The sequence below is a fragment of the Chitinophaga sp. genome, from assembly GCF_036569125.1.
In the GTDB taxonomy this organism is placed as follows: Bacteria; Bacteroidota; Bacteroidia; order Chitinophagales; family Chitinophagaceae; genus Chitinophaga.
In genome coordinates this window covers 1-20,974 of the sequence record NZ_DATCRF010000058.1, presented here as the reverse complement: position 1 = coordinate 20,974, position 20,974 = coordinate 1, and the positions used below count along the sequence as shown (strand labels likewise).

Annotated in this window: 24 protein-coding genes; 15 read left to right on the top strand and 9 right to left on the bottom strand. The window is 49.0% G+C overall.

Annotation, left to right across the window (positions count from 1 at the left end):
* Positions 1–210, top strand: a 210-nt coding sequence (locus VIM87_RS02045; protein ID WP_331995356.1) for a glycerophosphodiester phosphodiesterase family protein, incomplete at its 5' end; no start/stop codon positions are given.
* Between the two features lie 95 nt (positions 211–305).
* On the opposite strand, the gene VIM87_RS02040 is transcribed toward VIM87_RS02045, so the two are convergent.
* The 4 genes from VIM87_RS02040 to VIM87_RS02025 form a co-directional block, all read right to left on the bottom strand.
* The gene (locus VIM87_RS02040; RefSeq protein WP_331995355.1) at positions 306–887 is read right to left on the bottom strand and encodes a nitroreductase; all 582 of its coding nucleotides are present in this window, start codon (positions 885–887) and stop codon (positions 306–308) included.
* Between the two features lie 20 nt (positions 888–907).
* The gene (locus VIM87_RS02035) at positions 908–1,336 is read right to left on the bottom strand and encodes a thioesterase family protein (RefSeq protein ID WP_331995354.1); all 429 of its coding nucleotides are present in this window, start codon (positions 1,334–1,336) and stop codon (positions 908–910) included.
* Between the two features lie 53 nt (positions 1,337–1,389).
* Positions 1,390–1,992, bottom strand: coding sequence for an RdgB/HAM1 family non-canonical purine NTP pyrophosphatase (gene rdgB / locus VIM87_RS02030; RefSeq protein WP_331995353.1), 603 nt, complete (start codon positions 1,990–1,992; stop codon positions 1,390–1,392).
* A gap of 82 nt (positions 1,993–2,074) precedes the next feature.
* Positions 2,075–2,569 carry a hypothetical protein gene (locus tag VIM87_RS02025; RefSeq protein WP_331995352.1) on the bottom strand — a complete coding sequence of 165 codons (495 nt, stop codon included), beginning with the start codon at positions 2,567–2,569 and terminating at the stop codon, positions 2,075–2,077.
* 89 nt (positions 2,570–2,658) lie between these two features.
* On the opposite strand from VIM87_RS02025, the gene VIM87_RS02020 reads away from it, so the two are divergent.
* From VIM87_RS02020 to rpsG, 4 genes are all read left to right on the top strand, one after another.
* Entirely contained in the window at positions 2,659–3,771 is a 1,113-nt protein-coding gene (locus tag VIM87_RS02020; RefSeq protein WP_331995351.1) for a branched-chain amino acid aminotransferase, read from the top strand.
* 139 nt (positions 3,772–3,910) lie between these two features.
* Positions 3,911–4,195 carry a hypothetical protein gene (locus VIM87_RS02015; protein WP_217604203.1) on the top strand — a complete coding sequence of 95 codons (285 nt, stop codon included), beginning with the start codon at positions 3,911–3,913 and terminating at the stop codon, positions 4,193–4,195.
* Positions 4,196–4,380: 185 nt separating this feature from the next.
* Positions 4,381–4,761: a 30S ribosomal protein S12 gene (rpsL, locus tag VIM87_RS02010; protein WP_089918361.1), complete on the top strand. Its 381-nt coding sequence runs from the start codon at positions 4,381–4,383 to the stop codon at positions 4,759–4,761.
* 31 nt (positions 4,762–4,792) lie between these two features.
* Positions 4,793–5,260 carry a 30S ribosomal protein S7 gene (gene rpsG / locus VIM87_RS02005; protein ID WP_089918363.1) on the top strand — a complete coding sequence of 156 codons (468 nt, stop codon included), beginning with the start codon at positions 4,793–4,795 and terminating at the stop codon, positions 5,258–5,260.
* A 346-nt stretch (positions 5,261–5,606) separates the two neighbouring features.
* On the opposite strand, the gene VIM87_RS02000 is transcribed toward rpsG, so the two are convergent.
* From VIM87_RS02000 to VIM87_RS01985, 4 genes are read right to left on the bottom strand one after another with little or no spacing between them, the layout of a single operon-like run.
* A complete protein-coding gene (locus VIM87_RS02000; protein ID WP_331995350.1) occupies positions 5,607–8,639 on the bottom strand; it encodes a hypothetical protein in 3,033 nt (1,010 codons plus the stop codon).
* A gap of 12 nt (positions 8,640–8,651) precedes the next feature.
* Positions 8,652–8,996 (bottom strand): hypothetical protein, encoded by a 345-nt coding sequence (locus VIM87_RS01995; protein ID WP_331995349.1) that lies wholly within the window; start codon positions 8,994–8,996, stop codon positions 8,652–8,654.
* Positions 8,997–9,027: 31 nt separating this feature from the next.
* Positions 9,028–10,182, bottom strand: coding sequence for a type IX secretion system outer membrane channel protein PorV (porV, locus tag VIM87_RS01990; protein WP_331995348.1), 1,155 nt, complete (start codon positions 10,180–10,182; stop codon positions 9,028–9,030).
* Between the two features lie 12 nt (positions 10,183–10,194).
* A complete protein-coding gene (locus VIM87_RS01985; RefSeq protein ID WP_331995347.1) occupies positions 10,195–10,692 on the bottom strand; it encodes a T9SS type A sorting domain-containing protein in 498 nt (165 codons plus the stop codon).
* A 527-nt stretch (positions 10,693–11,219) separates the two neighbouring features.
* On the opposite strand from VIM87_RS01985, the gene fusA reads away from it, so the two are divergent.
* A complete protein-coding gene (fusA, locus tag VIM87_RS01980; RefSeq protein WP_331995346.1) occupies positions 11,220–13,367 on the top strand; it encodes an elongation factor G in 2,148 nt (715 codons plus the stop codon).
* Between the two features lie 186 nt (positions 13,368–13,553).
* Here fusA and VIM87_RS01975 read toward each other — a convergent pair whose 3' ends face one another.
* On the bottom strand, positions 13,554–14,669 hold the full coding sequence (locus tag VIM87_RS01975) for a PQQ-dependent sugar dehydrogenase (protein WP_331995345.1): 1,116 nt from the start codon (positions 14,667–14,669) through the stop codon (positions 13,554–13,556).
* 354 nt (positions 14,670–15,023) lie between these two features.
* On the opposite strand from VIM87_RS01975, the gene VIM87_RS01970 reads away from it, so the two are divergent.
* From VIM87_RS01970 to rpsC, 9 genes are all read left to right on the top strand, one after another.
* On the top strand, positions 15,024–15,632 hold the full coding sequence (locus tag VIM87_RS01970; RefSeq protein WP_331995344.1) for an outer membrane beta-barrel protein: 609 nt from the start codon (positions 15,024–15,026) through the stop codon (positions 15,630–15,632).
* A 734-nt stretch (positions 15,633–16,366) separates the two neighbouring features.
* Positions 16,367–16,672, top strand: a complete 306-nt coding sequence (rpsJ, locus tag VIM87_RS01965) for a 30S ribosomal protein S10 (RefSeq protein WP_012789286.1) — start codon at positions 16,367–16,369, stop codon at positions 16,670–16,672.
* Between the two features lie 226 nt (positions 16,673–16,898).
* On the top strand, positions 16,899–17,516 hold the full coding sequence (rplC, locus tag VIM87_RS01960) for a 50S ribosomal protein L3 (RefSeq protein WP_089918377.1): 618 nt from the start codon (positions 16,899–16,901) through the stop codon (positions 17,514–17,516).
* 1 nt (position 17,517) lies between these two features.
* Positions 17,518–18,156 carry a 50S ribosomal protein L4 gene (gene rplD / locus VIM87_RS01955; RefSeq protein ID WP_331995343.1) on the top strand — a complete coding sequence of 213 codons (639 nt, stop codon included), beginning with the start codon at positions 17,518–17,520 and terminating at the stop codon, positions 18,154–18,156.
* Positions 18,157–18,207: 51 nt separating this feature from the next.
* The gene (rplW, locus tag VIM87_RS01950) at positions 18,208–18,507 is read left to right on the top strand and encodes a 50S ribosomal protein L23 (protein WP_089918380.1); all 300 of its coding nucleotides are present in this window, start codon (positions 18,208–18,210) and stop codon (positions 18,505–18,507) included.
* An 85-nt stretch (positions 18,508–18,592) separates the two neighbouring features.
* Complete coding sequence (rplB, locus tag VIM87_RS01945; protein ID WP_331995342.1) at positions 18,593–19,426, top strand: 50S ribosomal protein L2; 834 nt, start codon at positions 18,593–18,595, stop codon at positions 19,424–19,426.
* A gap of 89 nt (positions 19,427–19,515) precedes the next feature.
* Complete coding sequence (rpsS, locus tag VIM87_RS01940) at positions 19,516–19,782, top strand: 30S ribosomal protein S19 (protein WP_089782471.1); 267 nt, start codon at positions 19,516–19,518, stop codon at positions 19,780–19,782.
* 108 nt (positions 19,783–19,890) lie between these two features.
* Positions 19,891–20,250: a 50S ribosomal protein L22 gene (gene rplV, locus VIM87_RS01935; RefSeq protein WP_331995341.1), complete on the top strand. Its 360-nt coding sequence runs from the start codon at positions 19,891–19,893 to the stop codon at positions 20,248–20,250.
* Between the two features lie 35 nt (positions 20,251–20,285).
* Positions 20,286–20,974, top strand: a 689-nt coding sequence (gene rpsC / locus VIM87_RS01930; RefSeq protein ID WP_331995340.1) for a 30S ribosomal protein S3, incomplete at its 3' end; no start/stop codon positions are given.

The window sequence follows — 20,974 nt, the reverse complement described above, 5'->3', positions numbered from 1 at the left end:
GGCGGACTGAATGGCGCCCTTACAGCCTTAGGTTTTACGCCTTTTGCATACAGCCCTAACTATAAGCTCGTAAATGCCCAGCTGGTGCAAAGCTGCAAAGAAAAAGATATTAAGCTCATCCCCTGGACACCCGATACTGCTGAAGAAATTGCCCAGCTGAAAGCCTTAGGGGTAGATGGCATTATTACAGACTACCCGGACCTGTTTTAATTACGGATTATTCAATTACGAATTACGAATGGGGTATTTCGTGTGAACAGTGCAACACTAACCCACGCAGCATCCCATTCGTAATTCGTAATTGATCAATTCGTAATTAACTTCACTTTCTCCGCCATCGGCTTCAGCCGCCGGCCTTCAGGCAGCGCCTGGTCTGTATAACCCAGGTAAAAGAAGCCCAGCACTTTATCCTGGTCGCGCAGGCCCAGGTAATCCTGCATGGCAGGGGTATACGTCATACCGCCGGATCCCCAGTAAGCAGCTATTCCTTCTGCAGCAGCGCCTAACCACATATTCTGCACCGCGCAGGATACCGCCGCTATTTCCTCTATTTCGGGGATCTTGGGATTATCGCCCCGTTTCATGCAAATGGCAATAATATGAGAAGCCAGGTCGCCCTGGTGCTGTAATTTTTCGTAATTACCCGGAATGTACTGCGCAGCAGGAGTGTGGGTTTTATACAGCTCTGCATGATCAGTGCAGAAACGTTTTACGCCTTCACCGCTATACACTACAAAATACCAGGGCTCTGTATAACCATGGGTAGGGGCCCAGTTGGCAAGCTCCAGTAATTGCTGAATGGTTTCATCCGGTACTTTTTTGCCGTTCATGGCAGCCGGTTTAACGGTTCTTCTGTCCTTAATAAGTGTTGCTAATTGCTGATCCATGTTCATCGTTCGTTTAATGCTTAATTCAATAGTTCTTTCCAGGCTGCAGATAGGCGGGTTACCTTGCGTTGCGTATAATCAAAACATACCATGCCGGTTTTGCCTTCGGCTATTAAAATGCGGGCATCCTTACGCAGGGCGGTAATACGGTAATACAGGTCAAAGCCGGTGGCGCTGTGCTCTGCAGCAGCTACTTCAACTTCCAGCACATCGCCATGAAAGCTTTCGCCCTTATAGGCGATGGCTACATCGGCCATAATAAGGCCGGTGCCGGCTTCATCCAGCTCCTTCAGATCACGGGCCTGCAGGTACTGGATGCGGGCTTCATGCATAATGGATAAGATGGCGTCATTGCCAACATGTTTGCCATAGTTCAGGTCCTGTATACGGATGGGAATGCTTGTGCTGAAGTTAAACTGTGCTGGTAACTCTAATTTTACGCGTGCCATTATGGTTTTATTCGAATAGTTGCTGTTGTATTGTTGTCGTTCAAAGGCTCACTTTATTGTAAGTGGCTCCCATTATTATTTTTTGCACTCTGCAAAAATGCCACCAGTTTGGCAAAGGCCCGGGCCCGGTGGCTGTACTGGTTTTTCTCGGAAAGCTCCATTTCAGCAAAGCTGCGGGTAGCGCCTTCCGGTACAAATACCGGGTCGTAGCCAAATCCTTTGCTGCCTTTTCTTTCCAGTAAGATATTACCGGGGCAAACACCTTCAAACTGGTGCTCTGTTCCGTTAAGGATCAGGGAAATAACCGTGCGGAACTGTGCGCTGCGGTTGGTTTGCCCCTGCAGCTCCTGCAGCATTTTGGCAATATTATCATCCGCAGATTTTTGCTCCCCGGCATATCGGGCAGAGAGTACGCCCGGCGCACCGTTCAGGGCAAATACTTCCAGGCCGGTATCTTCTGAAAAGGAGTTTTGCCCCGTCATTTTATAAATGGTCTCGGATTTTTCCCGGGCATTTGCTTCCAGGGTATCGTGCGGTTCAGGAATGTCTATATCAATACCCGCTTCCTGCAGGGTAATAATTTCAAAAACATCACCCAGCATGGAGCGGATCTCTTTTATCTTGTTATCGTTATTAGTGGCAAATACCAGTTTCATCCGTTGCGTTTGATTTAATTCCGTAAAAAATGATCCGCGCAGTGATTAAGCGATGACCAAAAATTTATTGCTGATCAGCTGATTATAAAAAAAGTTGTTTTAAGCCGTTCCATAATTTGCCCTTCAATACCTTGTCAGTTGCAATTAATTCCAGGGCGTCGGAGAAAAGCAGCTGCACACCGCCTGCAGTCTGTATCTGGTACGCAGGCAGCGGCTCCAGACCCAGGCTGGCCGGAGGGATACCGAACACCACACATTGCTTCATACTCACAGCCTGCTGCCACGCTGTTAAGGGTACTGCAGGGAAGCCTGCTATATTTACCAATGCAACATCCTGCATGCCCAGTTTACATGCATTTAATATATTAGTGAGCAGGTTAAACAATTCATCGTTTAAATACGCACCGCTTTCGTTTTGTATGACGAGTACGATGTTTTTTTGATTTTCTCCTAAAAATTTCACTTTAGGCAAGGGCTTTTGCTCCGCCGCAACAGGGGTGCTTTTCCCGGGAATGATAGGCTGGGTATATATTTTAGCCAGAAAGTATGGGTCCAGTTGCAATTGATCAAAAGACATAGATATTGATTTTAGTAATCACATGATCGTTCCTGCTGGGGAAAAATCAGTTTATTTGTGTAAAAATATCGAGATAAAATTGATAAACCATGATGGTAGTAGATTATCCAGGCGTAAATGCAACAGTAATGGAACAGGCATTAAAGCAGATCAAGGTCAGTAAAGCCACTAACAGCCGTATTAACGAAGTGGATTTTAATAACCTGGTGTTTGGGAAAAAGTATGCAGACCATATGCTGGTAGCTGATTTTGATGGTGAACAGTGGCATAGCGCGGAGATCCTGCCCTTTCAACATATTTCTGTAAGTCCTTCCAATGCTGCCTGGCATTATGGGCAGGCGATCTTTGAAGGTATTAAAGCTTATAAAGACCAGGAAGGTCATCCCATGATCTTCCGTCCATACGATAATTACGAGCGCTTTAACATCTCTGCAGAAAGAATGGGCATGCCGGCTGTACCGGAATGGCTTTTCATCGGGGGGATGGCTATGCTCATTGACCTGGACCGTAACTGGGTGCCAACCGGTGAAGGATGTTCTTTATACCTGCGTCCTTTCATGATCGCTGCCGATGAATTTATTGGCGTGCGCCCTTCTGATACCTATAAGTTTGTGATAATCAATTCTCCTTCCGGAGCATATTTTAATAAACCCATTAAGCTGCTGGTGCAGGATAAATATATCCGTGCTTTTCCCGGTGGGGTAGGGTATGCCAAGGCTGCCGGTAACTACGGCGGGGCTATGTACCCTACCATGCAGGCCCGCAAGCAGGGGTACGATCAGATCCTTTGGGTAGATGGTATGGAGCACAAATACCTGCAGGAATGCGGCACTATGAACGTATTTGCCATCATTGGCAATAAAGCGCTGACCCCGGATCTGAATCAGGGCACTATTTTGGCAGGGGTAACCCGCGCCAGTGTAATGACGCTGCTGGAAGAGATGGGCCTTACCCTGGAAGAAAGACCGGTATCTATTGACGAGATCGTGGCAGCCTGGAAAGCAGGCACCCTGCGCGAGGTATTTGGCACTGGCACCGCCTCCAGCGTAGCTTATGTAGAGCAGCTGGATTATAAGGACCATCATATTAAGCTGGATACTACTAAATATGAAGTAGGTGCGGAAGTGATCCGCCGCCTGGATGCCATCCGTACCGGAAAGGTAGCGGATGAAAAAGGATGGAACTACCGTATTGATAAATAATTAGTTTTAGTTGTGTTATGTTCACAGGCTGTTTCTTAGTGGAACGGCCTGCTTTTTTATAGACCATTCTTGTTAACAGGGGCGGCATTCTCAAACAAATCCTGTATTTTTGCCCTCCGCTTTTTTAAACACTTGTGCCATGACCTTAGACGCTTTTATTGCCTCATTGAGCCAGGCAGCGCCGCCCGCAGGGCTGAGCGGGCCTTTACAGGCACTTTGGTGGGATGGTAAGGGCGACTGGGAACAGGCGCATAACGTGGCGCAGGATATTGATAACAGCACCGGCTCCTGGATCCATGCCTACCTGCACCGTAAGGAAGGCGACCGGTCCAATGCCGCCTACTGGTACACCCGGGCAGGTAAAAGCATGCCGTTCAGCACCCTGGAAGAGGAGTGGAGGGATATTACCGCTGCGCTGTTATAATAGGTAGCCTTGCCACTCTCAGGAGGCAATTTCCTGCTTTTTTAGCGCTGGCGCGAGTTTTTTTGGAATTTGGAAGTAAGTAATTTGGAATTTATCATAGTTCGTTTTACCTTTGCCCTCCCAAAATCCTTTACTGGACTTTGGAATGTCATTGTAAACCGACAGCAAAAAAAATTAGGTAAAGAATGCCTACTATACAACAATTAGTAAGAAAAGGAAGAGAAATTATCCGGGCTAAATCCAAGTCCAGAGCTCTTGATAGCTGCCCCCAGCGCCGGGGTGTATGTACCCGCGTGTACACTACTACGCCTAAAAAGCCTAACTCCGCGCTGCGTAAAGTAGCTAAAGTGAAGCTGACCAATAAAATAGAGGTGATCGCTTATATCCCTGGTGAAGGGCATAACCTGCAGGAGCACTCTATCGTGTTGATCCGTGGTGGTAGGGTAAAGGATCTGCCGGGTGTGCGTTATCACATTGTACGTGGTTCCCTGGATACTGCCGGTGTGAAAGACCGTAAACAGAGCCGTTCCAAGTATGGTACCAAAAAGGAAAAGGCTAAGAAATAATCTTAATACTCAAGAGAAATTTTTCAGATAAATGAGAAAGCAAGCTGCTAAAAAATTACCATTGGCTCCGGACCCCCGGTTTAATGATAAGCTGGTGACCCGTTTCGTGAATAACGTAATGGAGCAGGGAAAGAAGAGCATTGCCTATAAAATATTCTACGATGCCGTAGATAAAGTAAGCCAGATGACCGGTGATAATGGTTACGAGGTATGGAGAAAGGCTTTGAATAACGTAACACCTGCTGTAGAAGTTAGAAGCCGCCGTATCGGTGGTGCTACCTTCCAGATCCCTTCAGAGGTACGCCCCGACAGGAAAGTATCTTTGAGCATCAAATGGCTGGTACGTTACGCTGGTGAAAGAAATGGTAAAAGCATGGCTGAGAAACTGGCAAACGAGATCGTAGCTGCCAGCAAAGGTGAAGGCGCCGCTTTTAAAAAGAAGGAAGATACACACCGTATGGCTGAAGCCAACAAGGCTTTCTCCCACTTCCGCATCTAATCAGAAGCAGAACGCTCAGGATATATAGCAAAAAGCTGATCATAACGGAAACGTTGTGGTCAGCTTTTCGCATTTGGCAGCAAGCGGTAGGGAGGGAGCAGGCGATAGGGAGCAGGGGTTAATTCCATCGTAGTCAGCAGCGCCACTTCATCAAAGCCCGCAGGCAATGTTTTTTAATGCCCTGCACTTCAAGGCTAACCCTGCCCCCAGGCCATTATAGCGCTCTGGCTTCCGGAAACAGCATTTAACTTAACACATAATATAATAAAACAAACAAAAAAGCCCGGAGCATACACCCCGGGCTTTAAGCGTTCAGCGTTCCGCATTAAGCATTCCGCCTTCTTGCTTATTTCACATTCACCAATACTTTGATCTTACCGGTGCCGTTACCATCAAAGGCTTCCAGGGCTTTACCGATCACCTGCCCGGGTTTAACCTTGTCCGGGTCTGCCTTCATCGCATAGCCGCGAAGGCTGGAGGTTACCAGCATATCGCCCCGTCGTACAGGGCCGTTCTCGCCGCATACTTTGGTAGGAATTACACCTACCACGCCCATAGGCACCTTATCAGAAATATCTGTATCTATGCCTTCTTCAGTCAGCAGTACGCCCGGTTTGGTAGCATACACACCCACTACCAGGGTAGAGTAGGCACTGTTTGATTTTTCAACGGTCCGGTCAGCATCCGTAGCAATTACCAGCACATCACCCGGCTCATAAGCCTGTATATTACCGGTTACGTCAAAAACCTCTGCCACATCAGCGCCGCTGTTCTGGGTACCGCCGTTAAAGAATCCCCTTCCTGCTGAGTTGATCCTGGCAACATTTACAGTACCCGGATTACCGCTCTTAAACACGGCAATACTGCCGTTGCTGTGTTGTTCTACTGTCAGCACCGGATTGGTGTTAGCGGTATTGAAATTTACGAAGCGTCCTGCCCTGCCCTGCCCGAAGTTCGGGATCCAGGCAAAAAGGGCAGCGCCGGTACCGTCGGCAGTAGTTTCTACACCGTCGCCGGTATTGCTGGCGTTAGCGGTAATACCGTTGCCATTACCATCGGCAATGGCTATCAGGGCCGGCCCGTTGCCGGCAGGGTTAGAGGCGTGGAATAGCCCGGCATAACCACCGGTACCGGATGATATGCCATAAATACCGGCAGTACCGAAGTTGGCGAACTGGGAGTTTACCTCGCCTCTTACAGCAGGAGAGGTGCCGGTTACCTTATCTACCTTGAAGTTGCCGGCAATACCATTACCTATAGTGGTTACGGTTATTGCATCGCTGGTATTATTCTCGTTGAAAATATTAAACCTGCCGGCCCGGCCTGTCGCAAAGGAGGGCACCCAGGCATACAGGGCGTTACCGCCACCATCAATATTGGCTTCTACAGCATTGCCATCCTTACTGGCATTCGCAGTAATAGCATTGCCATTACCATCCGTGATGGCTACCAGCGCTGGGCCATTACCACTAGGGTTAGAAGCATGGAACAGGCCTGCAAAGCCGCCTGTACCTGAAGAGATCCCGAATATCCCGGCTGCGCCGAAGTTGCCGAAGATGGTTTTTACCTCGCTTCTTACACCAGCTGCCACGCTGTTGGTATTATTCACCAGGAAAGAGGCTGCGTTACCCTGTGTATTATCAGGGATATTACCATTGCCATTGGTTTCTGCTTCCAGGGTATTGCCGGTGGTGTTGGTATTATTAAAGTTCTCGAAACGGCCGGCCCTGCCTGTACTGTTATTCAGGCCTACCTGCCCATATACGCCAATGGCAGTGCCGCTGGTGTTGGTGGCTACAAAACCACGTACGCCATAACCGCCGCCATCATTCCGGCCTACTACCGCGCCGGCAATATCACTGGTGGTACGGCCCACTACCGCTTCCCCTCCGCCATTATTATCGCCTACCACACCGGCAGAAGTTTGTGCGCTGGTAATGCCATGCACGCCAAAACCGCTGCTGGTGGAGCTTCGCACGCCCGCGCCATTGCCGCTGGTGGTTACATTAACAACAGTACCATTACCAACACTGTTAACATTTAATGCACTGTTGTTATTGGCATTATTGAAAATGGAAATACTGGCCGGAATACCATTATTACTGGTAGCAGTAAGGCCGGTGCCCGTATTACTGTTGGCATATACCCCGGTGCCGTTTGCGCTGGCATTACCGTACACACCTAAACCATTGGGCGTAACGCCATACACACCCCAGCCGCTGCCGTTCTGCGAGCCATACACACCTACACCCAAACCACCGGTGCCATTATTAATACCGCGTACCCCGCTGGAAAAACCACCGGGAGAAGCAGAGCTCACAATACCCCTGATAGCGCTGATGTTAGATGTAGCGGTGTTGTTCACTCCCTCCAGCGAAGTACCGTCACCGGCATTGGTGATGGAAAAGAGGGTAGCTGCATTATTCTCTGCCGCGCTGTAAGGCAAGGTTAGCCCGCCGCCACCGGCATTATCTGCACTGGGCAGCCAGTTGGTGCCATCAAATTTTAATACCTGGCCGGCTATGGGCGCAGTGGCAGATACCGGTTTGGTTTGTATTGCTGCCACTACCGGGTTAGGGTAAGTACCGCTTAGGTCGCCGCCTGCAGGTGCGCTGTTAATGCTGCCGGCCGGTCCTGCAGGGCCTATAGGTCCTACGGGGCCAGCGGGTCCTACGGGTCCGGCAGGCCCAACCGGCCCGGCTGGTCCGGCAGGTCCGTTACCACCAATAGGGCCAGCAGGTCCTGCAGGTCCGGCGGGCCCCACAGGTCCGGCTACACCGGGAGGGCCTTTTACACCCTGTGGTCCATCAGGCCCAGCAGGCCCCGCAGGTCCAACTGGTCCGGCAGGTCCTACAGGTCCTGTAGCGCCCGGATCACCTTTTACGCCTTGAGGGCCGGCATCGCCCTTAGGCCCGGCTGGTCCGGTTGCACCGGCTGGTCCTGCCGGTCCCGCGGGGCCCTGGGGGCCAGGGGTAGTATTGGCCGCGTGCAAAGCAAAAGGCACGCTTTTGAACGGGGTAGTGCCCAGCGTTTCAAAGCTGCCATTGCCAATAGCTGTTTCTACTTTCAGGTATTGGTTGGCATTAGCCCAGGGAACAGCAGCAAAGGTGCCGGTAACCGGGGTGCCGTTACCTATTTGCAGGGTAAACAGCCCCAGTGTATTGGTAGTAACATCATGTGTTTCCTGGTATTGTACCGGGCCATTGGCAGCCCCGCCTAATATGGAAATGCGTACCGTCATGGCCTGGTTAGCCAGCATTACGCCATTATTATTACGGGCCACCGCCTGGTAATTAATACCGGTAAGCCCGCTCTGCGCCTGTAAAGCGCCTGTTAAGGCTATTAATATCAGTAGGGTGAGTAAAGTTCGCTTTTGCATGTATAGCTGATTTTATTGTTGTTGTTGAATAGGGGTCTTTTCTATTTTCACCGGTTTAATGGCCCTGAGGGCTTCGGCCGCAGATATATCAGAAGGCTGGGGCTTGCCACTAGCGCTTACCGGGCGCCGGTTTAGCTGGCTGCTGTTATTGCTGCTGCGGGACTGCTGATAATTGGTAAAGATCAGGCTGCGGGTGGAGGTGGCCGTTTTACGCGGGTCGGCCGCAGCGGCAGCTGTATGCTGCTTAGCAATATCTTTCTGGAAATCGGGGAACAGCTGGTCACGGGTGCGTTGCTGCGCGTGGGCAGTAACGGTTGCAGCCGTTATCATAAACAGGAGTAAGTACAATGCTTTCATTATTTATATGTTTTGTGTTATTAACAAAGGATTATTGTTTAGCAGCAGGCCGGGTATAGATCACGGAGAACTGCAGGCTGGCCCGTTGCAGCACCCCGGTGGTAGGCATGCGGTAGGCCGCATCCAGCTGAAGGGAATGAATGCGCAACCCCACACCGGCGCTGAAGTGTTGCCGGTAGCCTTTATTGGGATGCTCGTAGAAGTAGCCGGCACGGGCAAAGAACTGGTGCTGGTAGTTGTATTCCAGCCCGCCGCCTGCAGTAAATTCCCGCAGCTCTTCCTGGAAACCGCCGGGTGCGTCCCATAAAGAGGTGAACATAGCGGAAACCACTCCCCGGTTAGGATCTTTACCTTTCAGGATCACATTGGTGGGCTGTCCGTTAGCATCCAGCTGGTATTCAGGCGGCGTGGGCACCAGCAGCTTGTTGATGTCGGCCAGTATGGTGAATTGATGGTCGGCCGTATTTACAAAAGTGAATCCGCCGCCGATGCGCAGGTTCATGGGCAAAAAGGTGCGGCGGTTATTATCATCGGTATAAGACAGCTTGGAACCTATATTGGTGAAGCTAATACCCCAGCAGTACCGGTTGCCGTAATCCAGTATATCAGAGTAGTTCTGGTAATACAATCCCACATCGCCTGCGCCGGCAGATGCCGGCTTTTGCTGCAGGCCGTTATAGCTGCCCTGGCCCAGCTGGCTGCGGATGTACCGCAAGGATACCGCCAGTGATAAATGCTGGCCCAGCTTGCGGGCATAAGTGGCATCCAGGGCATATTCTATAGCATGGTACTGCTGCAGCATCATACCATTATTATCCCGGAAGGTGATATCCCCGTGATTAAAATATTTGAGGGATGCGCCCACTCCCTCCAGCTCATTAAAGTTCTTAAAGGCGGCAATATGGCCCATATGTGTTTTGCGGTCGTTCACTTCCCACATCCAGGGTGAGTAGGAGGCGCTTACGCCCCAGTCGCCGGCAAATACAATTTTTGCCGCATTGCCAAACAGGTCGTTCACATTGGGTTCAAGGCCGGTAACAGCATCGCCTACGGAGCCGCTGCGGGCATCGGGGTTAACCAGCAGAAAGGCAGCGCCCGCATTCACCGGTACCTGTACTTTTTGCGCGGCTAAGGGCAGCGCCGCCAGCAACAGGCAGGCAGAGAATAGAGTAAAACGGTATTGCATAAACGTAGATTTTTATTGGATGACCAGTTTATCAAAGAAGAGTTTCCCGTTTACGTTCAGGATCACGGAATAAATGCCGGCAGCAAAGCGGCTTACCGTAACAGGTATTACCACCTGTCCCGGCCCATAGTGCTGGAACTGCTGGTACACCTGCTGCCCGGCGCTGTTAAGGATGCGGATCAGCACACCGGCGCCGGCAAGCAGCTCAAATTGCGCTTTAGCAGTGCTGAAGGCTGGGTTGGGGTAGAGGATAAAATTCCGGATGGGATCTGCTCCCGGGGTCAGGGGAGGGTATTCCGGCTGCTGGAACCCCTGGGTAAGCATGGTAGCGCCGCCTGTAAAAGTAGCCACTACCGGTTCGCCTATGGTGTACTGGATAAATACATTGCCCACCAGGCCGCTGCCACCGCTGCTGGCCACCACCTGCCGCTGTGTACTTTGCGCCCGGGCCGGGCTGCTTAACAAACCCATCAACAGTAAAGGCAAAAAAAGTGTGTAGATAAATTTCATGGAGCAACATTTAGTAATGAGAATATTTATCCGCATTGCCCGTAAAGGCAATAACAGAACATCAGGCGCCGGTATGGCAGCCTGACAGGGAGTTAAATAATAGGTGTTGAAACCGGTGTTATTCGGTTAAAACGTCACATATCAAGACGTTACATTAATAATCAGGGTATTCATTCAGCGTGCGTTGAGGTTGACTAAAAATCTAATTCCAATCTTTGGGATTTGCTACCAGGCGCCAGGGCAGCCTGTACATTCAACTGACAGACCTTCAAAACAATAACACAAAAATTAGGTAAATGGGTAGGATAAACAACAGGCACTTTTTTTTCGGTTAAATTCTGCCGGTAGCTGGCAGCCTGCGCGCTGTAGATGGTTTTTTTACCCGGTTATTTATATGAGGGTCGCCGGGATATCATTGTTTTACTATTAAATAACATTTTGGCAATACATCCTGGTTTTATTTATTCCTAAAAAAGGATTACCTTTGCCCCCCAAATTGCATTTAAAATACAGTCATTACTAATATTATGGCAGACTTAAGATTTCAAAGGAACTTTGGTATTGCAGCGCACATTGATGCGGGTAAAACCACTACCACAGAGCGTATCCTGTACTATACAGGTAAAACCCACAAGATAGGTGAGGTGCATGAAGGTGCTGCCACCATGGACTGGATGGCACAGGAGCAGGAAAGAGGTATTACCATTACATCTGCTGCTACTACCTGTTTCTGGAACTTCCCGACCCTGCAGGGCCAGGTTCAGCCTGATACCAAACAATATAAATTCAACATCATTGATACTCCGGGTCACGTGGACTTTACCGTAGAGGTGGAGCGCTCCCTGCGTGTACTGGATGGCCTGGTAGCACTGTTCTGCGCCGTATCCGGTGTAGAACCCCAGTCTGAAACCGTATGGCGCCAGGCTAACCGCTACCGTGTACCCCGTATCGGTTTCGTAAATAAAATGGACCGTTCCGGCGCCGACTTCCTGAACGTGGTAAAACAGGTGAAGGAAATGCTGGGCGCTAACCCCGTTCCCCTGATGCTGCCTATCGGCGCTGAAGATACCTTCAAAGGCGTGGTTGACCTGATCACCATGAAAGGTATTATCTGGGACGAAGAAGGTAAAGGCGCTACTTACCAGGAGATCGAGATCCCGGCTGATATGAAGGACGAAGCTGATGAGTGGAGAGCTAAGCTGGTAGAAGCTGTTGCTGAATACGACGACAAGCTGATGGAGAAATTCTTCGAAGATCCGAATTCTATTTCTGAAGCGGAAATTCACGAAGCTATCCGTAAGGCTACTATTGATATCGCTATCATTCCCATGCTGTGCGGTTCTTCTTTCAAGAACAAAGGCGTACAGAAAATGCTGGATGCCGTTTGCCGTTACCTGCCTTCTCCGGTAGATATCGAAGCGGTAAAAGGTACCAACCCCGACAACGGTGAAGAAATTGAGCGTAAACCGGATGCAAAAGAACCTTTCGCAGCCCTGGCGTTCAAGATCGCAACCGATCCGTTCGTAGGCCGTCTGGCATTCTTCCGGGCTTATTCCGGCCGTCTGGATGCAGGTTCTTATGTATTGAACACCCGTACCGGCAAGAACGAGCGTATCAGCCGTATCATGCAGATGCACGCTAACAAGCAGAACCCCATCGACTTCATCGAAGCAGGTGATATTGGTGCTGCGGTTGGTTTTAAAGATATCAAAACAGGGGATACGCTTTGTAATGAGAACAACCCCATTGTGCTGGAATCTATGACCTTCCCCGAGCCGGTGATCCACATTGCCATTGAGCCTAAAACACAGGCCGACGTGGACAAGATGGGTATGGCCATTGCCAAGCTGGTAGAGGAAGATCCGACCCTGCGCGCAAAAACAGACGAAGATACCGGCCAGACCATTCTGAGCGGTATGGGTGAGCTTCACCTGGAGATCATCGTGGACCGTATGAAACGTGAGTTCAAGGTAGAAGTTAACCAGGGTGCGCCTCAGGTAGCTTATAAAGAAGCATTCACCGCTACTATAGAGCACCGCGAAGTGTATAAGAAACAAACCGGTGGTCGTGGTAAGTTCGCCGACATCCAGATCGAGATCGGCCCTGCTGATGCAGAATGGCTGAAAGAGAACGATGGCAAGCATTACCAGTTCGTGAACGATATCTTTGGTGGTGCAATTCCTAAGGAATTCATCCCCGCGGTTCAGAAAGGTTTTGAACAATCTATGAACCAGGGCGTACTGGCTAACTACCCGCTGGATAACCTGAAGATCCGTTTGTTCGATGGTTCTTTCCACGCAGTGGATTCTGACGCTATGTCATTTGAGCTTTGCGCCAAATCTGCTTTCCGTGAAGCCGGCCGTAAATGTAAACCAGTACTGCTGGAGCCTATCATGAAAGTGGAAGTAACTACCCCTGATCAATACATGGGTGATGTTACCGGTGACCTGAACCGTCGCCGTGGTATGCTGGAAGGTATGGAATCAAGAGCAGGTGCCCAGGTTATTAAAGCCAAAGTACCGCTGAGCGAAATGTTCGGTTACGTAACCCAGCTGCGCTCTCTGTCCTCCGGCCGTGCTACCTCTATCATGGAGTTCTCTCACTACTCACCTGCGCCTAACAACATCGCTGCAGAAGTGATGGCTAAGGTAAAAGGTAAAGTGAACGCTGATTGATTATAAGCTTAAAGCAGAAAGCTTAAAGCGAAAAGCATAAAAAGATCCCCGGTGCATGTATTTGCACCGGGGATCTCTGTTTTAAGACCTTTCTGGTTCACATTACAGCTCATAAACGCGTGCACAAACGTTCCGGGCCAAGGCTTCAGCCTTCTGCATTCAGCATTCAGCGTTAAGCCTTCGGCGTCACAACCCGCTGATCTCGATCACCTTATCATTATTCCCGCCATTGCTGGTGCACAGGTATACCCGCCCGGCCGGCGACACGCAAACATCCCGCAGGCGGCCAAAGGCATTCACAAACCAGGTACGGCTGCCGCTAACCTGCTTTCCATCTGCCGACAGCTTTAGCTGGTACAGCCGCTGTGATTTTAAAGTGGCCACCAACAGGGAATTACTCCATTCCGGTATACGGCTGTTATTATAATACTCCATCCCGGAAGTAGCCACTGTGCTGCTGCCGGATGACCAGATGGGCGCCGGTACATTGTTCGTGGTGCAAAAATTCTGCTCACCCCCCTGGTCGCAGGGGCCCTCTACCGCCGGCCAGCCGTAGTTGCGTTGCTTTTCTATAATATTCACCTCATCCTCAATATTAGCCCCGTGTTCCGCAGTATACAGCCGGTCATGGCCCCACACCAGTCCCTGAGGGTTGCGGTGGCCATAGCTCCATACCGGGTTATTGGCAAACGGATTATCTGCAGGGATGCTGCCATCCAGGTTAATGCGCAGCACCTTGCCATTGGGAATGCCTGTATTTTGCGCATTGGCGCTGTTACCGGCATCGCCGGTGGTGATCCACAGCTTGTTATCAGGGCTTATCAGCAGGCGCGCGCCGTTATGGATACCGCCCGCCTGAATGTTGCTCAGCAGTACCTGCGGGCTGTTAAGGGTGTTGTTAGTGTAGCTGTACCGCACCACTTTTTCGCGGTAATTCCCGCTTTGATCATAATTGTACACTACATACAGGTAAGGTTGTTGCGGAAAACCGGGGTGCAGGGTCATGCCTAACAGGCCGCCTTCCCCATCCGTTTTCACATCATTGATAGTTAGCAAGGCCTGTACAGCGCCGGTTTTAGGCTCAATGCGGCTAATGCGCCCGCCCCTTTCCGTCATCCAGATATAATTGTCAGGTCCCCAAAGTATTTCCCAGGGAAAATTCAGCTGCTGGGCCACGGTGCGTACACTGTCGCTGGGCCAGTCATCACCTTCAGGCTGGGGAGTAGTGGACTTTTTTTTACAGGTTATACTGAGCAGGCTAAGGGTTATAATGCCCAGGATCAATACTACAGGAGGTTTCATTGAATGCAGGTTTAGTTTTTCAATACGGTGAAAGGCCGGTTTATAGTCACATTACTGGGTAAAGCGGCTGTATATATAACGTAACCCGGGCCGCTTTAGATATATGCATGCTACCTGGGGATGCTGCAATGCTGTGTAATGATTATTCTTCCCTGGAATATTTAGGCACGTTTCATGCTATATGATTCATTTTCAGTAGTTTTGCGGCATTACGCCCCCATGATCCCATTATTCCTTACCCCGTTCCCATTTTCTCTATACCCTGTTGTTCATGTGTATCAGCGGTAGTTAACACCGCATTTCTATAGTTTTTTTTGATGGCAAGTATTATTAACCAAAACAAAAATTCCGGACATGAAGAGGATCTTTAAACTGACGCTGGCTGCTGTGGCTGTATTTTGTAGCTCCGTTGCTGTAGCGCAAACCCAACAAGGCAACATCATGGTAGGTGGTGACATCTCCAATTTTAACCTCAATTTCCTGGGCGGGGGAGGCGGTACTGCCTTCCAGATGGACCTCACACCCAAAGTAGCCTATTTCATTAAGGACGGACTGGCCTTAGGCGGGTATGGCCGTTTAAGCCTGGTTACCGCTAAAGATGCCGGCACGGCAACCACTTATGGCATTGGCGCCCTGGGCCGCTATTTTGTGGAAGACAAAAACGTGCGGAAGCTGGAGTTCTCCAAAAGAAGCCGCTTTTTTGTAGAAGCAAATGCCGGTTTCGGCGGGTCCAGTAATTCTAAAACATCTGCCAGCACTACAGGCCTGGATCTGGGAGTTGGCCCCGGTATCGCGTACTTTATTACACCTAACGTATCACTGGAAGCGCTGTTAAAGTATGAGTTAACGGTCGGTTTCGGCAGCGCTACCACCTCTAACCGCTTAAACCTGGGTATCGGTTTCCAGGTATACCTGCCTTCCGCCAGAGCCCGTCAGCTTATGAAGGAAGAAACCGGCAAATAAGCACGGAACTATACAAAAAGTATTTCAGGTCCCTGTTTCGCCATAAATGTGGTGGAACAGGGACCTTTTCCTTTTAAGCGTATCCGGAACAACCCGGCTGCCTACTCTTTTTAGTAGAATTGAATAACTAGTTGTATCTGATTGATAATGAATGTACTGAATAGAAGGGTGCAAAGGGATTGCTGTATTTTGCACATCTGCAAGGCCAACGCCAGCAGGTGGGATTGCCGAAAACCAGTAACAGAGTAGGCGGAACAAATAAAGGAACATGTATATGAACGACTTGCTGAGTAACCTGTTAAAGGCCCTGTGGGACTTTTTGAACGGGCTGGTGGGAACGCTGTAATAAAGTAGTCCCCCTTTAGCTATTTTACCTCCGGGCCAGGCTGCCCGGAGGTTTTATTTTCCGGCTGGCGCTGATGCTCACCCCTGTAATTAAGAAAGTATGACCCCATAAGAGGAGATCCGCCTGCAATGTTTTTTGGGGAGCTGCGTTCTTTTCTGTGCAGTTGCCTCAAACCTTTACCGGTTGGGCTACCCAGCCGCTATTACCCGCTCATTTCGTTGATTTTGCGCGCTTTGAGGAGGTTTCACCCGGCCCTGGCCTTGCCGGTATTGGGGCAGGACCTTAATTTTGTATGGTTTTTTTTCCGGAATAATTTGTCATTTGATAAAAAACAAATTACCTTTGCCCTCCCAAATTGTACGGGTAAAACAGAAGTAGTTCATTGCATATGTCTCAGAGAATAAGAATCAAGCTGAAGTCCTACGATCATAACCTGGTAGACAAATCTGCTGAGAAGATCGTAAAAACCGTGCGTAACACGGGCGCTGTGGTAACTGGTCCAATTCCGTTACCTACTGAAAAGAAAATCTTTACAGTACTGCGTTCTCCGCACGTTAACAAGAAAGCAAGGGAGCAATTCCAGCTGTGTACACACAAGCGCTTGCTGGATATCTATACCTCCTCTTCCAGGACGGTAGATGCCCTGAGCAAGTTGGATCTGCCCTCCGGTGTAGAAGTGGAAATTAAAGCGTAGGACATCGGCAAGGTGGCAAAAGGCCTCCCTGCTTAGATTGATACAACGGGTAAAAAGGTGAAATGGTCATACAACCGTATGACGGTTTATGCACACCTGTCCCGGCAATAAAACACTTAAAATACAGGTCACGCCTTCTGGGTGGCCGCCCAATAAATGTATATAAACCGCCCATCCTGGGGAAAGCTAGAACACCCCCAGGCGCTGGGTAAAAATGTATAAATAAATGAAAGGTATTATTGGTAAAAAGATCGGCATGACCAGCATCTTCGAAGCTAATGGCAAGCAAACTGCTTGTACCATTATCGAAGCCGGTCCGAACGTGGTTACTCAGGTGAAATCACCAGACACCGATGGGTACACCGCTATTCAGGTAGCATTCAGCGACAAAAAAGAAAAGCACGCTACCAAAGCAGAAACAAATCACTTCGCGAAAGCAAGCACCTCTCCCAAACGTTTTGTAAAAGAATTCCGTAACCCTACTGTAGAAAAAGCCCTGGGTGATACCATCACCTGCGAGATTTTCGCAGAAGGTGAAAAGGTAGATATCGTAGGCACCTCCAAAGGTAAAGGCTTCCAGGGCGTAGTTAAACGCCACGGCTTTAGCGGTGTGGGTGAACAATCACACGGCCAGCACGACAGAAGCAGGGCTCCCGGTTCCATCGGTGGTTCTTCTTATCCTTCCCGCGTTTTTAAAGGTATGCGTATGGCAGGCCAAACCGGCAACGAAACAGTGAAAGTGAAAGGCCTGAAAATTCTGAAGATATTTCCTGATAAGAATTATATCCTGGTAAGTGGTTCCGTTCCCGGCCACAATGGTTCAATCGTTTTAATCCAGAAGTAATATGCAACTCGATATTTTAAATATAGAAGGTAAGAAAACCGGAAGAACTGTTGAACTTCCTGAAGAGATCTTTGGTGTGGAACCTAACAACCACGTAATTTACCTGGCTGTGAAACAATACCTGGCCGCTCAGCGTCAGGGTACACACAAGGTAAAAACCAGGGCTGAAGTAAAAGGGGCTTCCCGTAAACTGCACAAACAAAAAGGTACCGGCGGTTCCCGTAAAGGTAACATCCGTAACCCGTTATATAAAGGTGGTGGTACCATCTTCGGTCCCAAACCTCATGGTTATGACTTTAAGCTGAACAGGAAAGTGAAAGATCTGGCTAAGATCTCCGCCCTGTCTACAAAAGCTAAAGAAAACAGCATCATCATCCTCGAAGATGTGAACCTGGAAGCTCCCAAGACTAAACAATTCTTAGGTATCTTAAAAAGCCTGAACATTAATGTAGAAGGCCGTAAAACCCTGGTAGTAATGCCGGAGTATAACGATAATGTATACCTGTCTTTAAGGAACATTCCCAGCGTAGACGGCGTAGTACTGGCCGATATCAATACTTATGATATCGTAAACAGCAACTACCTGGTGTTCACAGAGAGCGCTGTAAAAATCTTCACCGAAGAACCGGTTGAAGCATAATAAAATAACAAGCTAAAGGCTAAAAGCTAAAAGCTAAAAGCTATAATAAAGATGAAACTTTCAGACGTTTTAATCAAACCGGTGGTAACAGAAAAGGTGAATAAAGCCACTGAGAAATTCAACCGCTACTACTTCATTGTTGACAAAAAAGCCAACAAGCTGGAGATTAAAAAAGCAGTGGAAGATTTTTACGGCGTGGCCGTAGCAGAGGTAAATACTGCCGTGATGCCCGGTAAAAGCAAATTCCGCTTTACCAAGGCAGGTTTCATTGCAGGTAAAAAGCCCTCTTACAAAAAAGCCATCGTTACGCTGGCCGACGGAGAAACGATAGATCTGTATGCTAACATATAGTGCCCGGATCCCGGGCTAACACCCGGGACCCATGGTTGTATATACAGATCACATTATAAACAATAACTAGCAATAAGAACTAGCAATGGCACTGAAGAAGTACAAACCGATCACAGCCGGTACCCGTTGGAAAATAGGCAATGCATATGCTGAGCTGACCAGCGATACACCGGAAAAAAGTCTCCTGGAGCCTGCCAAGAAAACAGGCGGTAGGAACGTGCAGGGTAGAAGGTCTATGCGTTACATAGGTGGTGGCCACAAACAACACTACCGCGTTATAGATTTCAAACGCAACAAACAGAACATACCCGCTACCGTTAAAACGATCGAATACGATCCTAACCGTAGCGCATTCATCGCATTACTGAGCTATGCAGATGGCGAAAAACGTTACATCCTGGCTCCCCAGGGCCTGCAGGTAGGCGCTACCGTTGTTAGCGGCCCTGAAGTAGCTCCGGAAGTAGGTAACGCCCTGCTGCTGAAAAATATGCCGCTGGGTACTGTAGTTCACAACATTGAGCTGCAGCCTGGTAAGGGTGGTGCTATCGCACGCAGTGCCGGCACCTACGCCCAGCTGAACGCCAAGGAAGAAAAATACGCTTCCCTGAAAATGCCTTCCGGTGAGCTGCGCAAAGTGCTGATCACTTGCATGGCAACCGTAGGTACCGTTTCTAACTCTGACCACGCGCTGCAATCTATCGGTAAGGCCGGTGCCAACCGTTGGAGAGGCATTCGCCCCCGCAACCGTGGTGTGGCAATGAACCCCGTAGATCACCCGATGGGTGGTGGTGAAGGTAAAGCTTCCGGTGGTCACCCCAGGTCCAGAACTGGTAAATATGCAAAAGGCCTGAAAACCAGGAAGCCGCATAAGAGCTCCGATAAGCTGATCGTTACCAGGAAGAACGGTAAGAAATTATAAACAACATCCCACCGCATAAGTTCCGCTAAGGGATCACCGCAGCGGAACTTATAAAGTGGAAATTGGAATCTAAATAAACAGACACAGACATGGGTCGTTCCATTAAAAAAGGTCCTTACGTAGACCAAAAATTAGAGCAGAAAGTAGAGAAGATGAATGAAGGCGCCAAGCGTACCGTGATAAAAACATGGAGCCGCCGTTCAACCATCACTCCTGACTTTGTGGGCCATACGTTTGCGGTGCACAATGGTAACAAATTCATCCCTGTATATGTAACAGAGTTTATGGTAGGTCATAAACTGGGTGAGTTTGCGCCAACCCGCAACTTCAAAGGACACGCTAATAAGAAAATGTAAACATATTGATGTATGAAGTAAGAAGTATGAGGGTAGCATCCTGCATCATATTTCCTCAGTCCTACTTCGTACTTCAGGCTTCAAATATCAAATATCAAATAATTAACAATGGAAGCAGTAGCTAAGCTGAATAACAATCCCACCTCTACCCGCAAAATGCGTTTGCTGGCGGATCTGATCCGCGGTCTGGATGTGGAGAAGGCTTTGAATATTTTGAAATTCCATCCAAAGCATCCCAGCGTACCCTTGGAGAAACTGCTGGTATCTGCCATTGCTAACTGGAAAGTGAAGAACGAAGGTAGCCGTGTAGAAGATGCGAACCTGGTTGTAAAAACTATTTTCGTGGATGGCGGCCGTATCCTGAAAAGAATGCGCCCCGCTCCGCAGGGTAGAGGTTACCGTGTACGTAAGAGAAGTAACCACGTTACCCTCGTTGTGGATAGCCGTAACGAAACAGTAAAGAAATAAAACTATTCAACTAATTAGATAAATAAACCAGGAACATGGGTCAGAAAACAAATCCTATTGGTAACAGGTTAGGTATCATCAGAGGATGGGACTCTAATTGGTATGGTAGCAAAAAAGATTACGCTACCAAGCTGATCGAAGATAACAAGATCAGGACTTACCTGAATGCACGTATCAACAAAGGCGGCATTTCACGCGTAGTGATCGAAAGAACACTGGGTAAGCTGATCATCACCATCCACACTTCCAAACCTGGTATCATCATAGGTAAAGGTGGTGGCGAAGTAGATCGCATTAAAGAAGAGCTGAAAAAACTGACCGGTAAGGAGGATGTACAGATCAATATTCTGGAGATCCGCCGTCCGGAAGTAGATGCCAATATCGTTGCCGAAACAATTGCCAAACAAATTGAAAGCCGCATCAACTACAAGCGCGCGATCAAAATGGCTATTGCAACTGCTTTAAGAATGGGTGCAGAAGGTATTAAGGTGAAAGTGAGCGGCCGTTTAGGCGGTGCGGAAATAGCCCGTTCAGAAGAGATCAAACAAGGCCGTACGCCTTTGCATACTTACCGTATGGATATTGATTATGCTTCCCTGTTTGCCTTAACCGTTTATGGTAAAATAGGCATCAAGGTATGGATCTGTAAAGGTGAAGTACTGGGCAAGCGCGATCTGAATCCGAACGTACTCACCGGCAAAGAAGGTGAAGGACGTACCGGCGG

Coding starts and splice junctions, on each gene's coding strand:
- rplC (WP_089918377.1), top strand. CDS start 16,899: ATGAAAGGTATTATTGGTAAAAAGATCGGCATGACCAGCATCTTCGAA.
- rpsL (WP_089918361.1), top strand. CDS start 4,381: ATGCCTACTATACAACAATTAGTAAGAAAAGGAAGAGAAATTATCCGG.
- porV (WP_331995348.1), bottom strand. CDS start 10,182: ATGCAATACCGTTTTACTCTATTCTCTGCCTGCCTGTTGCTGGCGGCG.
- VIM87_RS02035 (WP_331995354.1), bottom strand. CDS start 1,336: ATGGCACGCGTAAAATTAGAGTTACCAGCACAGTTTAACTTCAGCACA.
- VIM87_RS02015 (WP_217604203.1), top strand. CDS start 3,911: ATGACCTTAGACGCTTTTATTGCCTCATTGAGCCAGGCAGCGCCGCCC.
- VIM87_RS02040 (WP_331995355.1), bottom strand. CDS start 887: ATGGATCAGCAATTAGCAACACTTATTAAGGACAGAAGAACCGTTAAA.
- VIM87_RS02025 (WP_331995352.1), bottom strand. CDS start 2,569: ATGTCTTTTGATCAATTGCAACTGGACCCATACTTTCTGGCTAAAATA.
- rplB (WP_331995342.1), top strand. CDS start 18,593: ATGGCACTGAAGAAGTACAAACCGATCACAGCCGGTACCCGTTGGAAA.
- rpsS (WP_089782471.1), top strand. CDS start 19,516: ATGGGTCGTTCCATTAAAAAAGGTCCTTACGTAGACCAAAAATTAGAG.
- fusA (WP_331995346.1), top strand. CDS start 11,220: ATGGCAGACTTAAGATTTCAAAGGAACTTTGGTATTGCAGCGCACATT.
- VIM87_RS02020 (WP_331995351.1), top strand. CDS start 2,659: ATGATGGTAGTAGATTATCCAGGCGTAAATGCAACAGTAATGGAACAG.
- VIM87_RS01975 (WP_331995345.1), bottom strand. CDS start 14,669: ATGAAACCTCCTGTAGTATTGATCCTGGGCATTATAACCCTTAGCCTG.
- VIM87_RS02000 (WP_331995350.1), bottom strand. CDS start 8,639: ATGCAAAAGCGAACTTTACTCACCCTACTGATATTAATAGCCTTAACA.
- rpsJ (WP_012789286.1), top strand. CDS start 16,367: ATGTCTCAGAGAATAAGAATCAAGCTGAAGTCCTACGATCATAACCTG.
- rplD (WP_331995343.1), top strand. CDS start 17,518: ATGCAACTCGATATTTTAAATATAGAAGGTAAGAAAACCGGAAGAACT.
- VIM87_RS01995 (WP_331995349.1), bottom strand. CDS start 8,996: ATGAAAGCATTGTACTTACTCCTGTTTATGATAACGGCTGCAACCGTT.
- rpsG (WP_089918363.1), top strand. CDS start 4,793: ATGAGAAAGCAAGCTGCTAAAAAATTACCATTGGCTCCGGACCCCCGG.
- rplW (WP_089918380.1), top strand. CDS start 18,208: ATGAAACTTTCAGACGTTTTAATCAAACCGGTGGTAACAGAAAAGGTG.
- rdgB (WP_331995353.1), bottom strand. CDS start 1,992: ATGAAACTGGTATTTGCCACTAATAACGATAACAAGATAAAAGAGATC.
- rplV (WP_331995341.1), top strand. CDS start 19,891: ATGGAAGCAGTAGCTAAGCTGAATAACAATCCCACCTCTACCCGCAAA.
- VIM87_RS01970 (WP_331995344.1), top strand. CDS start 15,024: ATGAAGAGGATCTTTAAACTGACGCTGGCTGCTGTGGCTGTATTTTGT.
- VIM87_RS01985 (WP_331995347.1), bottom strand. CDS start 10,692: ATGAAATTTATCTACACACTTTTTTTGCCTTTACTGTTGATGGGTTTG.